This is a genomic window from Pseudomonas yamanorum (genome assembly GCF_013386765.1).
GTDB lineage: Bacteria > Pseudomonadota > Gammaproteobacteria > Pseudomonadales > Pseudomonadaceae > Aquipseudomonas > Aquipseudomonas yamanorum_A.
The window spans coordinates 262509-277445 of the sequence record NZ_JACARE010000017.1 but is presented as its reverse complement, the minus strand read 5'-3'; the positions used below and the strand labels follow the sequence as shown (position 1 = coordinate 277445).

The following is a 14937-nucleotide window of genomic DNA, read 5'->3' as shown; positions in this document are numbered from 1 at the left end:
CATGCGTTTGATCATCGTCAGCGGCCGTTCCGGCTCAGGTAAAAGCACGGCTCTCAATGTTCTTGAGGACAACGGCTTCTATTGCATCGACAACCTGCCCGCCGGCCTGCTGCCGGAACTGGCGGAGCGTGCACTGATCCATACCGAGCTGGCACAACCGCTGGTCGCCGTTTCCATCGACGCCCGCAACCTGCCCAGCCACCTCACCCGCTTCCCCGAACTGCTCGAAGAAGTGCGGGCCAAGCACATCCATTGCGACGTGCTGTACCTCGACGCCGACGAAGAGACGCTGCTCAAGCGCTTCTCCGAAACCCGTCGACGCCACCCGCTGAGCAGCCCGCACCGCTCGCTGGCCGAAGCCATCGAGGACGAGACCAAGCTGCTGGGGCCGATCATTGACCTGGCCGACCTCAAGATCAACACCACCGGCCTGAACCTGTATCAGTTGCGCGATGCGATCAAGCTGCGCCTGCTGAATCAGCCGGAGCCGGGCACCGCCTTCCTCGTTGAGTCGTTTGGCTTCAAACGCGGTATGCCCGTGGATGCCGACCTGGTGTTTGACGTGCGCTGCCTGCCCAACCCGTACTGGAAGCCGGAACTGCGTGATCAATCCGGGCTGGACGCACCCGTGGCCGAGTACCTGGCGGCGCAACCGGATGTGGAAGAGATGTTCCAGGATATCTCCAGCTACCTGCTCAAATGGCTGCCGCGTTTTGCGGCCAGCAACCGGGCTTATGTCACCATTGCCATTGGCTGCACCGGCGGCCATCACCGTTCCGTCTACCTGACCGAACGCCTGGGCAAGGTGCTGCAACAAACCCTCAAGAACGTCCAGGTTCGCCACCGCGACCTTAGCTGAAAGGAACACCCCCGCGATGCCCGCTCTGGAAATTGAAATCATCAACAAGCTGGGCCTGCATGCCCGGGCCTCGGCCAAGTTCGTCGGCGTCGCCGGGCAGTTCCCTTGCCAGATTCGCGCCGGGCGCACCCCGGAATCCATGGTCGACGGCAAAAGCATCATGGCCATGATGATGCTGGCTGCGGGCAAGGGCACGAAGATTCACTTGAAGACTGAAGGCGAGCAAGAGCAGGAAGCGATGGATGCGCTGGTGAAGCTGATCAATAACTATTTTGACGAAGGCGAGTAACGCCCTCTGTAGGAGCCGGCTTGCCGGCGATTGGCCCACAAGTCTTGCACTGACCTCAGGAACGCCATCGCCGGCAAGCCGGCTCCTACAAGGAATTTGACAGAGTTCTTAGCCCAACGCCGTATCCATCACCATCATCAAACAAAACCCGATACACAGCCCCAGGCTGGCAAGCTTGTCATGGCCATTGCGCCGCGACTCGGGAATCACTTCGTGGGTCACCACCAGCAGCATCGCCCCGGCCGCCAGCGCCAACCCCAACGGCAACAACACCTGCGCCAAGCTCACCAGCCAGGCACACAGCACGGCAAATACCGGCTCCACCAGGCCTGACGCCGCGCCAATCAGGAACGCCTTGACCCGCGACATCCCTGCCCCGGCCAGCACCAACGCAATTACCAAGCCCTCCGGCACGTCCTGCAAGGCAATGCCCATGGCCAGGCTGTCGGCATCGGGCATGCCGCCGCCCGCCGAGACACCGACCGCCATGCCTTCAGGAATGTTGTGCGCAATGATGGCGAACACAAACAGCCAGATGCGCGGCGGTATTACCGGATGCTCCAGACTGCCCACCAGCATTTCCGGGCTGGCGCCGGAGACCTTGCGGTCCACCAGATACAGCCCGAATGCTCCCAGCATGATGCCGAAACTGATCAAACCGCTGGCCGCCCAAGGCGTCAGCCCCAGGCTTTCGGCAGCCGCAATACCCGGCACGATCAGCGAAAACGCAGTGGCTGCCAGCATCACCCCGGCACCGAAGCCGAGCAGCGTGTCACTCACCGCCAACGGCATCCGGCGAATCACCAGTACCGGCACGGCGCCCAAGGCAGTGCCCAGTGCGCAAATCGCACCACCCTGCAAGGCACGCAGGATACGGGGCTCCAGGTCCAGCCAGGCCAGCCCTTGGGCCACCAGCAATGCAGTGCCTGCCAATAGCAGCAGCGAGCCAAACGCATAACGAAACATTCGCACGCTGCTGATCGCCAGTGTTTCAGTGCCCATAGTCGGCCTTAGATCTTGTTATAGAGGAGTTTCAGCCCAGTGCAGCCTGGTAGCGGCCGGCAACTTCCGGCCAATTGATGACGCTGTAGAACGCGTTGATGTATTCCGGACGACGGTTCTGGTACAGCAGGTAATAAGCGTGCTCCCAGACGTCCAGGCCGAGGATTGGCGTATTGCCGTTCATCAGCGGGCTGTCCTGGTTGCCGCTGCTTTCCACCACCAGGGTCTTTTGCGGGGTGACACTCAACCAGGCCCAGCCACTGCCGAAACGGGTCAAGGCAGCTTTGGTAAAGGCCTCTTTGAAGGCGTCGAAACCGCCCAACTGCTCGTCAATGGCTTTGCCCAGCGCACCGTCTGGCTTGCCGCCGCCCTTGGGCGACATGACGGCCCAGAACAATGAGTGGTTGGCGTGCCCGCCGCCCTGGTTGATCACCGCCGCCCGGAGTTTTTCCGGCAGTTGCTGCACGCTGGAGACCAGCTTTTCCACCGGCCAACCGGCAAACTCGGTGCCTTCCACGGCGGCGTTGAGGTTATTGATGTAGGTCTGGTGGTGCTTGGTGTAGTGGATCTCCATGGTTTGCGCGTCGATATGCGGTTCAAGGGCATCGTAGGCGTAAGGCAAGGCCGGCAAGGTGTAGGACATATCAATGAGCTCCATAAAAAGGGCTGTTGCGGGTCGACGCATCCGATGGCGCCACGTTGCTGCCCAGCAGGCGGTGGGTACGCGGGTACTCACCGTGATCGCTGATGAAATTCAACAGTTCGACGTAGGTCTTGCTGCTCTGGCGCAGCGCCGCTTCCCGCAGTTGCGGGTTGAGGCGGGTGTCCTGCATGGTCTGCAACAGCCGCTGGTGAATGGCGCAGAGGTATTCGGCGCTTTCTTCCGGCTGGTTCAAGCGCAGGTGCAGGTCGGCCAGGTTGTGATGGGAAATGACGCAAGCCGCCACCGCCTCGTCGGCATCCGCCCAGCGCTCAAACAACACTTGAGCCAGGGCCAGGGCTTGCAGGTAGGCCTCGCGGGCATCTACCAGCTCGCCCGCCATAAAGCAGCGATTGGCCCGTTCGATCGTGCGTTTCCAGTGCTCCATGGTGAGCCTCCAAAGCAGGGTCGGTGATTACACGCCGCCGGCCGTGAGCTTTTCCGGATCCAGCAGGATTTCCAGTTGGCTGCGGGGCAAGTCGGTGTGTTCGAGCGCCACATCAATCACCGGACGGCCTTGCTGATAGGCCTTCTTGGCGATTTCGGCGGCCTTTTGGTAACCGATGATCGGGTTGAGTGCGGTCACCAGGATCGGGTTGCGCGACAGCGCTTCCTTGAGCTTGGCTTCATTGACCTTGAAGCTGGCGATAGCCTTGTCGGCCAGCAGGCGGCTGGAATTGGCGAGCAATTCCAGGCTGCCGAGCAGGTTCTGGGCAATGATCGGCAGCATCACATTGAGTTCGAAGTTGCCGGACTGACCGGCGATGGTAATCACCGTGTCATTGCCGATGACTTGCGCGGCAACCATCGCAGTGGCTTCCGGGATCACCGGATTGACCTTGCCCGGCATGATCGAGGAGCCCGGTTGCAGGCCTTCCAGTTCGATTTCACCGAGGCCGGCCAACGGGCCGGAGTTCATCCAGCGCAGGTCGTTGGCAATTTTCATCAAGGACACGGCGGTGGTCTTGAGCTGCCCGGAGACCGCGACGGCTGTGTCCTGGGAGCCGATCAGGGCAAACAGGTTCTTGCCCGGAGTGAACTGCACCTGGGTCAGGCTGCTCAGTTGTTGGCTGAAGCGCGCTGCGAACTCCGGATGCGCATTGATCCCCGTGCCCACCGCGGTGCCGCCTTGGGCCAGCGCCTGCAAACTCGGCAGCAGGTCCTGCAGATGGCCAATATTGGCCTTTAGCTGTTGGGCCCAGCCATTCAGGACTTGGCTCATGCGCACTGGCATGGCGTCCATCAGGTGAGTGCGGCCGGTCTTGACGTAGCGATGCACCTCTTCGGCCTTGTGCTCGATCACCTGCACCAGGTGCAGCAGCGCCGGCAGGGTTTGTTCGTGCAGCACCAGCGCGGCGCTGACGTGGATCGTGGTCGGAATGATGTCGTTGCTGCTCTGGCCGCAGTTGACGTGGTCATTGGGGTTGACCGGCTCGCCCAGCAAACGGCTGGCGAGGGTCGCAATCACTTCGTTGGCGTTCATGTTGGAGCTGGTGCCGGACCCGGTCTGGAAGATATCCACCGGGAAATGTTGCATGAAGTCGCCTTCCAGCAAGCCTTGGGCGGCATCGACGATGGCCTTGCCCTGGGCTTCGCTCAGCTGCTTGAGCTCAACGTTGGCCTTGGCGGCGGCAGCCTTGGCCAGGATCAGCGCACGAATGAACTGCGCCGGCATGCGCTGGTGGCTGATGGGAAAGTTATTCACCGCACGCTGGGTTTGTGCGCCATACAAGGCCTCGGCGGGTACTTGCAGTTCGCCCATGCTGTCGCGTTCGATACGGGTGTTACTCATCGGAAGATCCTTGCACCAGGTCAGAGTGAGAAATCGATGGAAGCAATTCGCAGGTCGCCAATTGCCAGGCAAACGTCTGCCAGCGCTTGAGGCGGCAGGCACAGTGGGAAAGCTTTTCCAGGTCGCGCAACGGGCGCCAGGCCTGGTCCAGGCACATGGATCGCCAGTGCCAAGGCAAGGCGATGTCGGAGGCGGTGTCGAGCAACAGGCGGAATGAGGTCTCGCCGATGGTCCACGGGTGGGTTGCCGTGCAACAGGCCAGGTACCGGCCTTCGGCCAGGTAATGTTCGATCAGGCGGGGCTCGTCGGGATCAAGGCCACAGCGAATCTGACGACTCATCCAACGCCAGCTTTCCAGGTAGGGATCCTCATGCAGGACAGAACTCATGATCCACGCTCATTCGGTAATGATATTTATTATTAAATGATATTGAGAATCAAAACAAGAGCCTGAGGAAATCACTCGGAATTCCAGGCACAAAAAAAGGCGCGCCACCCAATGGGTGGCGCGCCTTGTTTACAAGTGTCTGTCGGCGGGTCAGCTGCCGGCGACGGTCATCTTCTCGATCAACACCGAACCGGTGCGGATGTTGCTGCGCAGTTCCAGGTCATTACCCACCGCGACGATCTGCTTGAACATGTCACGCATATTGCCGGCGATGGTCACTTCCTGCACGGCGAACTGAATCTCGCCGTTTTCGACCCAGAAACCCGCCGCGCCACGGGAGTAGTCGCCCGTGACCATGTTCAGGCCGTGGCCCATCAACTCGGTGACCAACAAGCCGCGCCCCATACGCCGCAACAGCGCCGCCTGGTCTTCATCGCCATGGGTGATGAACAGGTTGTGCACGCCACCGGAGTTGGCGGTGCTTGGCAGGCCGAGCTTGCGACCGGCGTAGGTGCCCAGCACGTAGGACACCAACTCACCGTTCTCGACGAATGGTTTGGCATAGGTCGCCAGGCCATCACCGTCGAACGACGAGCTGCCCATGGCGCGCATCAGGTGCGGGCGTTCATCGATGGTCAGCCATTCCGGGAACAGCTTCTGGCCGATCGCCCCTTCCAGGAACGACGACTTGCGATACAAATTGCCGCCGGAAATCGCCCCGAGGAAACTGCCGAACAGACCACCGGCCAGCTCCGCCGAAAACAGCACCGGCACTTCGCACGTCGGCACCGGGCGCGCACCCAGGCGGCTGGCGGCACGTTGCGCGGCACGCTGGCCGATGAGTACCGGGTCCATCAGCAATTCGCCCTGGCGGTTCACGTCGTACCAGTAATCACGCTGCATCTGGCCGTTGGCTTCGGCAATCATCACGCAGCTCAGGCTGTGACGCGTCGAGGCATAACCGCCGATAAAGCCGTGGCTGTTGCCATACACGCGGCAGCCCTGGTGGGTGCTCAAGGTCGTACCATCGGCGTTCTTGATCCGGCTGTCGGCGTCAAATGCCGCCGCTTCACAGGTCAGTGCCTGCTCAATGGCCTGCTCCGGGGTGATGTCCCAGGCATGAAACAGGTCAAAATCCTTCAGGTCGCGTGCCATCAAGGCCGCATCGGCCAAACCCGAGCTTTCATCTTCGGAAGTGTGCTTGGCGATCGCCAGCGCGGCGGCGACGGTTTCGCGAATCGCTTCCGGGCCACTGGCGGAGGTGCTGGCCGAGCCTTTGCGCTGGCCTACGTACAAGGTGATGCCAAACCCCTGGTCGCGGTTGAATTCGACCGTTTCCACTTCCCGCTGGCGGACCGATGTCGACAAGCCCTGCTCCAGGGACACCGCCACTTCACAGGCACTGGCCCCCTGGCGCTTGGCCTCGGCAATGATCTGCTCGACTTGTTCCTGCAGTGCCGGTAACGCTTGCGGACCGACGCTTTGGGCTGCACTCATGGTTTTCTCCACTCAAATTCTGCTTTCGGTTAAGGCCTTCTAGCGACCAGGCCGGACAAGCGGCCCCCGACTGGTTATCATGGCGGCGTTTCTTTGCGGACTGCCACCATGGTTGATTCTTACGACGACTCCCTCGATGGGGAGAAAAGCAAATCTCAGGTCAAACGCGAGCTGCATGCTCTGGTTGACCTCGGCGAGCGCCTTACAACACTCAAGCCTGACTTGTGTGCAAAACTGCCATTGACCGACGCCCTGCGCCGGGCTCTGAACGATGCGCCCAAGCACACCGCGAATATCGCGCGTAAACGGCACCTCATGTTCATCGGCAAACTGATGCGCGACCAGGACACGGACGCCATTCTGACGTTGCTCGATCAACTCGATGCCTCCACTCGCCAGTACAACGAGCGTTTCCATAACCTGGAACGCTGGCGTGATCGCTTGATCGCCGGCGATGACGCGGTACTGGAGAAGTTCGTCATCGAGTACCCGGATGCCGATCGCCAACAATTGCGCTCCCTGATCCGTCAGGCCCAGCACGAACTGGCGCAAAGCAAGCCACCGGCTTCCAGCCGAAAAATCTTCAAATACATCCGTGAGCTGGACGATAGTCAACGCGGCCTGCGCTGACCCTCTTCCCCGGGTGGCGGCCTTCGCCACCCGAAGCTCCCGTTCTTACGACCCCGTGCCACCCACGGTGATCGCATCAATTTTCAAGGTTGGCTGGCCGACACCCACCGGCACCGACTGACCATCTTTCCCGCACGTCCCCACACCGCTGTCCAGCGACAGGTCGTTACCGACCATCGACACCTTGCTCATGGCTTCCGGGCCGTTGCCAATCAACGTTGCACCCTTGACCGGCGCGGTGATCTTGCCGTCTTCAATCAAGTACGCCTCGCTGGTGGAGAACACGAACTTACCGCTGGTGATGTCCACCTGCCCGCCACCGAGGTTGGCGCAGTAGATCCCGCGTTTCACCGAGGCGATGATTTCGGCCGGATCGCTTTCGCCGCCGAGCATGTAGGTGTTGGTCATGCGTGGCATCGGCAGGTGCGCGTAGGACTCGCGACGGCCGTTACCGGTACGGGCCACGCCCATCAGGCGGGCGTTGAGCTTGTCTTGCATGTAGCCCTTGAGCACACCGTTCTCGATCAGCGTGGTGCACTCGGTCGGCGTGCCTTCGTCATCGACGCTCAACGAACCGCGACGCCCGGCCAGGGTGCCGTCATCGACAATGGTGCAAAGCTTGGACGCGACCATCTCGCCCATGCGCCCGCTGTAGGCGGAACTGCCCTTGCGGTTGAAGTCGCCTTCCAGGCCGTGGCCCACCGCTTCATGCAGCAGCACGCCGGACCAGCCGGAACCCAGCACCACCGGCAACGTGCCGGCCGGTGCCGGAATCGCTTCCAGATTGACCAGCGCCTGGCGCAGCGCTTCACGGGCATAACCCATGGCGCGGTCTTCGGTGAGGAAATAACGGTAGTCGGTACGCCCGCCGCCGCCATGGCCACCGCGCTCGCGGCGGCCGTTCTGTTCGACGATCACGCTGACATTGAAGCGCACCAGTGGGCGTACATCTGCCGCCAGGCCGCCATCGGTGGAGGCCACGAGGATGCGCTCCCACACACCGGCCATGCTCACGGTGACTTGCTGGATACGTGGGTCCAGGGCTCGGGTCGCCGCATCCACACGCTTGAGCAGCTCGACCTTTTCGGCACGGCTGATCACTTCCAGCGGGTTATCCGGTGCATAGAGTTGGGCGACATCCTGGGTGCTGAACGCCTGCACCGTACCGTTTTGACCGGCGCGGGAGATCGAACGGGCAGCGCGAGCCGCCAGGCCCAAGGCTTCCAGGGTGATGGCGTTGCTGTAGGCAAAGCCGGTTTTTTCACCGGACTGGGCACGCACGCCCACGCCCTGGTCGAGGTTGAAGCTGCCTTCCTTGACGATCCCATCTTCCAGGGCCCAGGACTCGGAAATCTGCCCCTGGAAATACAGGTCGGCAGCGTCGATGCCTGGCCCGGCCAGATCGCCGAGGACTGTTTGCAAGCTTTCGATGGTCACGCCACCGGGCGCCAGGAGGTGTTCACTGACTGAGGACAACAACTCGCTCATAGGTTTGGCCTTAAATTCATCGTTCTGAAGCAGGTCGCTGCGCGCCCTGCGAGAAAAAGCGCCGATGGCCTGCCACCGGCATGCGCGTCCGTATCGACGCCTGTTCACTGCTATCGCGTTCGGCCAGTAACACCGCCTCGCCTTGGTCCTGGTGTGCCAGCACTCGCCCCCATGGGTCGATAATCGCTGCATGCCCGAAGGTTTCCCGTGGCCCCGGGTGCACGCCGCCCTGGGCAGCCGCCAGCAGGTAGCACTGGGTTTCGATGGCCCGCGCGCGAATCAGCACGTCCCAGTGCGCGGCGCCCGTCACCGCCGTAAAGGCGGAAGGCGCGGTGATCAATTCGGCTCCCGCAGCGCGCAATTCGCTGTACAGCTCCGGGAAGCGCAGGTCGTAGCACACCGTCAGCCCCAGGCGGCCCACCGGCGTATCCGCCACCACCACCTGGCTACCATGAGCATAGTCATCGGATTCGCGATAACGGCCCCGGGCATCGGCCACGTCGACATCGAACAGGTGCAGCTTGTCGTAACGGGCGACGATTTCGCCCTGATCGTCGATCAACAACGAGCAGGCGTTGGACTTGGCGTTCGGTTGGTCCTTGGGAGGCAGCGGCAAAGTGCCGGCCACTATCCATAAGGTGAGGTCGCGGGCGGTCTGTTTCAACCATGGCAGGACAGGACCTTCGCCCAAGGCCTCGGCGCGACCGATATCGGCCACATCGCGACGGCCCATGGCGGCGAAGTTTTCCGGGAGGACCGCAAGCTTTGCACCGCCCGCCGCCGCTTGCTCCAGCAGGCGCCGGGCCTGGGCCAGGTTGGCCAGCACGTCGCTTTGGCTGACCATTTGAATTACCGCGAAGGACATGGGCCCACACTCCATAAAAAGCATGAGGCCATGCTACTCCACAGGTACTCAGTTTGGCTTTTCAAATGGCTTGTCGAAGGTGATTTTCGGGTCCTTCCACGGGCCTTCGACCTTGTACTGCACGCTGGCGAAACGCGAAACGCGGTCGCCAATCAGCTTGTCGATCAGGAACAATGCACCGCCAATGGCCGGCGCGCCGACGATCAGCGCCGCAATCGGCAGGTTATTGGTGACCGGTAGCGTCACCAGCAACTTGGCGTCCACACGATCAGCCACCAGGTCCAGGGTGCCGTTGATCTCCAGGTTGCTCGACGGCCCCGTCATGGTGATCGGCTCGCGGGTTACAAACACGCCGTTGCTGGCGGCCAGCAAGCCCTTGACCCGGTCATAGCTCAAGCCTTTGCCGAGCAAGTCCGAGAAGTCCAGGCGCAGACGGCGACCGATGGAGTTGAAGTTCAGCAAGCCAAACACCCGCAGGGCCTGGGCACCGCCTTCCACTTCGACGAATTGGCCTTTGCGAAAGCTTGCATCCAGGCTGCCGGAGAAACGCTTGGGGCCGACCCAGGCCGGCGAACCCGGCCAGCGCCCGTCCACGTCAACATGAAAGTCTTCGCTGGTCACGCTCGGCGCAAACCCCCAGCCCTTGAGCACGTCGCCAATATTCTTGCCATCCAGGCGGCCCTTGTACCAACTGCTGCTGGCCCCGGGAGCGCCTTCCCAACCGCCGGCGCCCTGCAGCAGCATACCTTTGAGCCCCAGGTTGAGGCTGTTGAACGCCATGCCCTTGGTGGTCGGCCGGACTTTCAACGACCAGGCACCTACCAGATCCGGGCCCTGGAACAACTGGGCAATCGAGATATCCAGTGCCGGAATATCCTTGGGATCGACATCAGCCAGCGGGTCCGGCGCATTTTCATCCGCCTGCACCGTCGGATCCACCGCAGGCAATTTCACGTACTGCAAGTTGACCGCAATCGGCGCGCCCTTGGCATCCGGCAGCCCCACGGTGCCTTTGGCCTGCTGGCTGTCGAACTGCAAACCCCAGGCAGCGGGCTTGCGATCCAGTTGCAGGTTGACCTGGTCAAACTGGGTGCCGAAGCCGGTCAGCTTGCCGACCTTGAAGTCGGCGCCGCTCAACAGTTGCTTGGCACTGCCACCCGGGTCGTTGCCGGCGTAGCGGTCTACCAGTTTTTTCCAGGGGTCGATATCCAGCTCCGACAACACACCGCGAATACGCAAGCCCTTGCCGGCTGGCAACACGGCATCGCCTTCCCCCAGGAACAGCTCACCACGGCCATCGGCAAAATTGTCCGCCGGGGCGGCGAAGGTGAAGCTGCCCAACTCGCCATAATCAAACCAGTAGCGGCGCTCCTTACCCTGCAACGTCATGCGGAACACGCTGTCACGGCCCTGGCTCGCCGGCATTCCGAACGGTGCCGGCAGGTCCACGGCCACGCCCTTGAGGTTGGAGCTGACCATCAACTGGCTGTCGGCGCCGTCGAGGTTGAGCTGCAATTGGTACGGAATATCACCGGACACCGGCAACGGCTGGCTGACTTTCAGCCAGTCAGTCAGCCGCTTGACGGTCACTTGCCCCTTGGCGGTCACGCGGGTATTGAGATTGCCCTGCCGGCCATCGGCAAAAATCTGCGCGGTGATCGGCCGGTCGAAGGCCTGGGCGCTGATGTTCTGGCCACTCAGGCCCTTGGCGCTGTCGAAACGGAAATCACCCTTGAGCTGGCTCAGATCCAGTGTCGGCTCGGCGAGTTGCAGGCGCGCCTTGTCGGTCTTGAAATCCACCACAATCTTGGGATCTGCACCCTTGGCCAGTGGAATATCCAGGTCGAGCTTGCCTTGCAGGTCGCCCTCGCCTTTCCAGCCAGCGAAGGTCGAGGCGGTGCCAATCGGCGCTTCCTGAAGGATCTTGAGGCCATCGCCCAGGCCGCCGGCAAAATTGCCGGTGAGCAGCAGGTGGCTGTCTTTGCCTTCCGGGGCATGGGGAATGTTGACGTAGATGTCGTTGACCTTGGTGTCGAGCAACTGGCCCTTGCTGGCCAGGATGCGCACGCCGCTCTCCTCGACAAACACTTCGCCCTTGACCTTACTGACGTGGGGCCAGCCCGGCTGGAACGCCAGTTCGGCATCGTGCACCTTGAAGAACAGGCTGATATTGCGCGAAGCGGGCAGCGCATCGTGGTTCAGCGAGCCCTGGTACTGGAAGAAGCCCTCATCCACCGCGCCCTTGAGGATCGCGGTGCGCAGCCACTCATCGAGTGCGGGGCTCAAGACGGCAGGCAGGTATTTGGGGGTGAAGCGGCCATCGCCGTCGACCATACCGACCCGTAGGTCCATGTAGTCTTCCTGGCTATGGTCGAAATGCAGGCGAATCAGGAAGTCCGCCGCCACTTTGCCCTCCTCCCCCAGCACCTTGATGTACGGCGCAATCAGGGTGAAGCCTTCTTTATCCAGCTTCCACGTCAGGCGAGCGTTGGCCTGGATGTACTGCCAGGGCTTGGCAAAAATCGGGAACAGGTGCAAGGAGAAGTCCTTGCTGTCCATGCGCAACTCGCCCTTGCCCAGGTCGCCGCTGATGCTGCCGCTGACATTGCGGGCCGCCGGCGCGCCGAAGTAGGCGTCAAAGCCGATGCGATCGAGGTTGGCCGCGAAGCTCACGCGCTGGTCAGTGGTGTCTTCAGGACGGTAATCCAGCAACACGTTGCGCAGCGTACCCGTGGCCTTGAGGTGATCCAGGGTGGTGGCCAGGGCTTCCGGCAACGGTGCCAAGGCATGCAGCAACGGGGTGATCGGGGTCAGGTCGAGGCGATCGGCCTGCAGGTTCCAGACTTCCAGGGCCTTGTCCGTGGCCAGCGTCTGTTGCAGTTGCAGGCGCGATTCCCAGCGGGTGTCGCCGAGGTTCATCGCCAACGAATCAAACAGTACCTTGAGGCCACTGTCACTGCGTTGCAGGTACGCGGTGAGGGCCAGGTTCTCGATATGGGTCGGCTTGCGGTCGGCATAGCTGCCCTTGAGTTGCGGGGCATTGAGGCGCACGGCGGCGCTTTGCACGGTGCCCTTGGCCCAGCTCAGCCAGAATTCGCCGCCGGCCTTCAGCTCGGTGAGTTTCCACTGTTGAGTCAGTTTCGCCGGGATCCATTTTGCCCAGTCACTCTGCGGCAGGCTCAGGTAAGCCTCGGCTTCACCGTCTTTCCACTGGCTGGCGCGGATCCGGGTACGCAGGTTCAGCGCCAACGGCTGGCCGTCGGGCAGGGTCAAGCGTGCGTCCAGGCGCTGGCGGTTGGCGCCGGTCTGCAGGCTCACGCCGACATAGGTCAAGGTCAGCGGCGCCTGGTCGAACGGCTGCAGCGTCACCTGGCTGTCGAGCAATGAGACTTGCTCGACCATTTGCATACGCGTCAGCAGCTGTTCAGGGTCCAGCGGCTGGTCGTCCTGCACCGGCAGGCCTTGCAGCGCCCAGTGGCCGTCCTTGTCTTCCTTCACGCTGACTTGCAGGCCACTGACTTCCAGATGAGCAATCCGCACTTCCCGCGCCAGCAGGCTGGCCCAGAGATCCGGCACCACTTGCACCTGGTCCAGGCGCAGGGCGTTGTTGCCCTCGCCGACCATCACGTCGTGAGCCATCAACACCGGGGCGAAACCGCTCCAGCGCCCTTCCAGGCTGCCGATGTTCAGGGGCATATCCAGCGCGGTGCGGGCCTTGGCTTCGATTTCGCCACGGTATTCCGCTACCAGCGGCGTCAATTCACGGCCAAGGCTCACGTACACCGCCGCCAATACCAGCAGCAAGGCGCACAGGCCGAGGCCCCAGCGGGTCAATGCGGCAAAAAAGCGTATCAGACGCTCCATGTCAGGCGACCCTCAAAGGCAATAGTCGGACGGCAGATCAAGGTCTGCCGGTCTCGTTGATAAGAGCTAACGCGAATCAGAGCAGCACCACGTCATATTGTTCCTGGGAATACATGGTTTCGACCTGGAAGCGAATGGTGCGCCCGATAAAACCCTCCAGCTCGGCCACGTTGCCGGACTCTTCATCCAGCAGTCGGTCGACCACCTTCTGGTTAGCCAGGACTCTATAACCCTCGGCCTGGTAGGCGCGCGCCTCCCGTAAGATTTCCCGGAAAATCTCGTAGCAAACCGTTTCCGGGGTCTTCAACTTGCCGCGCCCCTGGCAACTGCTGCACGGCTCGCACAGCACTTGCTCCAGGCTTTCGCGGGTGCGCTTGCGGGTCATCTGCACCAGGCCCAACTCGGTAATGCCAATGATGTTGGTCTTGGCGTGGTCGCGCTCCAGTTGCTTCTCCAGGGTACGCAGCACCTGGCGCTGGTGCTCTTCGTCTTCCATGTCGATGAAGTCGATGATGATGATCCCGCCCAGGTTGCGCAGGCGCAGCTGGCGCGCAATCGCGGTGGCGGCTTCGAGGTTGGTCTTGAAGATGGTTTCTTCGAGGTTGCGATGGCCTACAAAAGCGCCGGTGTTGACGTCGATGGTGCTCATGGCCTCAGCCGGGTCCACCACCAGGTAGCCGCCGGACTTGAGCGGCACTTTGCGCTCGAGGGCTTTCTGGATTTCGTCTTCAACGCCATACAGGTCGAAGATCGGCCGTTCGCCCGGGTAGTGCTCCAGGCGGTCGGCGATTTCCGGCATCAGCTCGGCAACAAATTGCGTGGTGCGCTGGAAGGTTTCCCGCGAGTCGATGCGAATTTTCTCAATCTTCGGGCTGACCAAGTCGCGCAAGGTGCGCAAGGCCAGGCCGAGGTCTTCATAGATCACGCTGGGTGCGCCGATGGTCTTGATCTGCGCGCCAATCTGATCCCAGAGGCGACGCAGGTAGCGGATGTCCATAAGGATTTCATCGGCGCCAGCGCCTTCTGCGGCGGTACGCAGGATGAAACCTCCGGCTTCCTTGATGCCTTCCAGCGCAACGCAGTCGCTGACCACCTTTTTCAGGCGCTCGCGCTCGGCTTCGTCTTCGATCTTCAGGGAGATACCAACGTGGGCCGTGCGTGGCATGTACACCAGGTAGCGCGAAGGAATCGACAGTTGCGTGGTCAGCCGCGCGCCTTTGGAGCCAATCGGGTCTTTGGTGACTTGCACCACCAGGCTTTGCCCTTCGTGTACCAGGGCGCTGATGCTTTCAACCGCCGGGCCTTCACGCAGGGAGATTTCCGAAGCATGGATAAACGCGGCGCGGTCCAGGCCGATGTCGACGAAAGCCGCCTGCATCCCCGGCAACACACGCACGACTTTGCCTTTATAGATATTGCCGACGATCCCGCGCTTTTGGGTGCGCTCGACATGCACTTCTTGCAGAACACCGTTCTCTACCACCGCCACGCGCGATTCCATCGGCGTGATATTGATCAGAATCTCTTCACTCATGGCTGGGTCTCGTTCAGGCGTTTTCACAA

General features: G+C 61.7%; 13 protein-coding genes. 3 read left to right on the top strand and 10 right to left on the bottom strand.

What is annotated here, in order from left to right:
- Position 1 precedes the first annotated feature (1 nt).
- Both rapZ and HX875_RS12735 read left to right on the top strand, forming a co-directional pair.
- Positions 2-859 carry an RNase adapter RapZ gene (gene rapZ, locus HX875_RS12740; RefSeq protein ID WP_177043441.1) on the top strand — a complete coding sequence of 286 codons (858 nt, stop codon included), beginning with the start codon at positions 2-4 and terminating at the stop codon, positions 857-859.
- 16 nt (positions 860-875) lie between these two features.
- The gene (locus HX875_RS12735) at positions 876-1148 is read left to right on the top strand and encodes an HPr family phosphocarrier protein (protein WP_017138240.1); all 273 of its coding nucleotides are present in this window, start codon (positions 876-878) and stop codon (positions 1146-1148) included.
- A gap of 108 nt (positions 1149-1256) precedes the next feature.
- Here HX875_RS12735 and HX875_RS12730 read toward each other — a convergent pair whose 3' ends face one another.
- The 6 genes from HX875_RS12730 to pmbA form a co-directional block, all read right to left on the bottom strand.
- Entirely contained in the window at positions 1257-2150 is an 894-nt protein-coding gene (locus HX875_RS12730) for a ZIP family metal transporter (RefSeq protein WP_177043440.1), read from the bottom strand.
- 31 nt (positions 2151-2181) lie between these two features.
- Positions 2182-2793, bottom strand: a complete 612-nt coding sequence (locus HX875_RS12725; RefSeq protein ID WP_076014428.1) for a superoxide dismutase — start codon at positions 2791-2793, stop codon at positions 2182-2184.
- Between the two features lies 1 nt (position 2794).
- The gene (locus HX875_RS12720) at positions 2795-3238 is read right to left on the bottom strand and encodes a hypothetical protein (protein WP_063027153.1); all 444 of its coding nucleotides are present in this window, start codon (positions 3236-3238) and stop codon (positions 2795-2797) included.
- A 27-nt stretch (positions 3239-3265) separates the two neighbouring features.
- Positions 3266-4642, bottom strand: a complete 1377-nt coding sequence (locus HX875_RS12715; RefSeq protein ID WP_177043439.1) for a class II fumarate hydratase — start codon at positions 4640-4642, stop codon at positions 3266-3268.
- Positions 4635-5030, bottom strand: coding sequence for a hypothetical protein (locus tag HX875_RS12710; protein ID WP_010170602.1), 396 nt, complete (start codon positions 5028-5030; stop codon positions 4635-4637). Before HX875_RS12710 ends, HX875_RS12715 begins: the two co-directional genes overlap by 8 nt.
- A gap of 150 nt (positions 5031-5180) precedes the next feature.
- Positions 5181-6527: a metalloprotease PmbA gene (pmbA, locus tag HX875_RS12705; RefSeq protein ID WP_003216094.1), complete on the bottom strand. Its 1347-nt coding sequence runs from the start codon at positions 6525-6527 to the stop codon at positions 5181-5183.
- A 108-nt stretch (positions 6528-6635) separates the two neighbouring features.
- Between pmbA and yjgA the strand changes: the two genes are divergently transcribed.
- Positions 6636-7157 carry a ribosome biogenesis factor YjgA gene (yjgA, locus tag HX875_RS12700; protein ID WP_003216092.1) on the top strand — a complete coding sequence of 174 codons (522 nt, stop codon included), beginning with the start codon at positions 6636-6638 and terminating at the stop codon, positions 7155-7157.
- A gap of 45 nt (positions 7158-7202) precedes the next feature.
- On the opposite strand, the gene tldD is transcribed toward yjgA, so the two are convergent.
- The 4 genes from tldD to rng form a co-directional block, all read right to left on the bottom strand.
- Complete coding sequence (tldD, locus tag HX875_RS12695; protein ID WP_010170608.1) at positions 7203-8645, bottom strand: metalloprotease TldD; 1443 nt, start codon at positions 8643-8645, stop codon at positions 7203-7205.
- 16 nt (positions 8646-8661) lie between these two features.
- Positions 8662-9510 (bottom strand): carbon-nitrogen hydrolase family protein, encoded by an 849-nt coding sequence (locus tag HX875_RS12690; protein WP_177043438.1) that lies wholly within the window; start codon positions 9508-9510, stop codon positions 8662-8664.
- Between the two features lie 48 nt (positions 9511-9558).
- Positions 9559-13374 carry a YhdP family protein gene (locus HX875_RS12685; protein ID WP_177043437.1) on the bottom strand — a complete coding sequence of 1272 codons (3816 nt, stop codon included), beginning with the start codon at positions 13372-13374 and terminating at the stop codon, positions 9559-9561.
- Between the two features lie 76 nt (positions 13375-13450).
- Complete coding sequence (gene rng, locus HX875_RS12680) at positions 13451-14908, bottom strand: ribonuclease G (protein WP_003216085.1); 1458 nt, start codon at positions 14906-14908, stop codon at positions 13451-13453.
- Between the last annotated feature and the right edge of the window lie 29 nt (positions 14909-14937).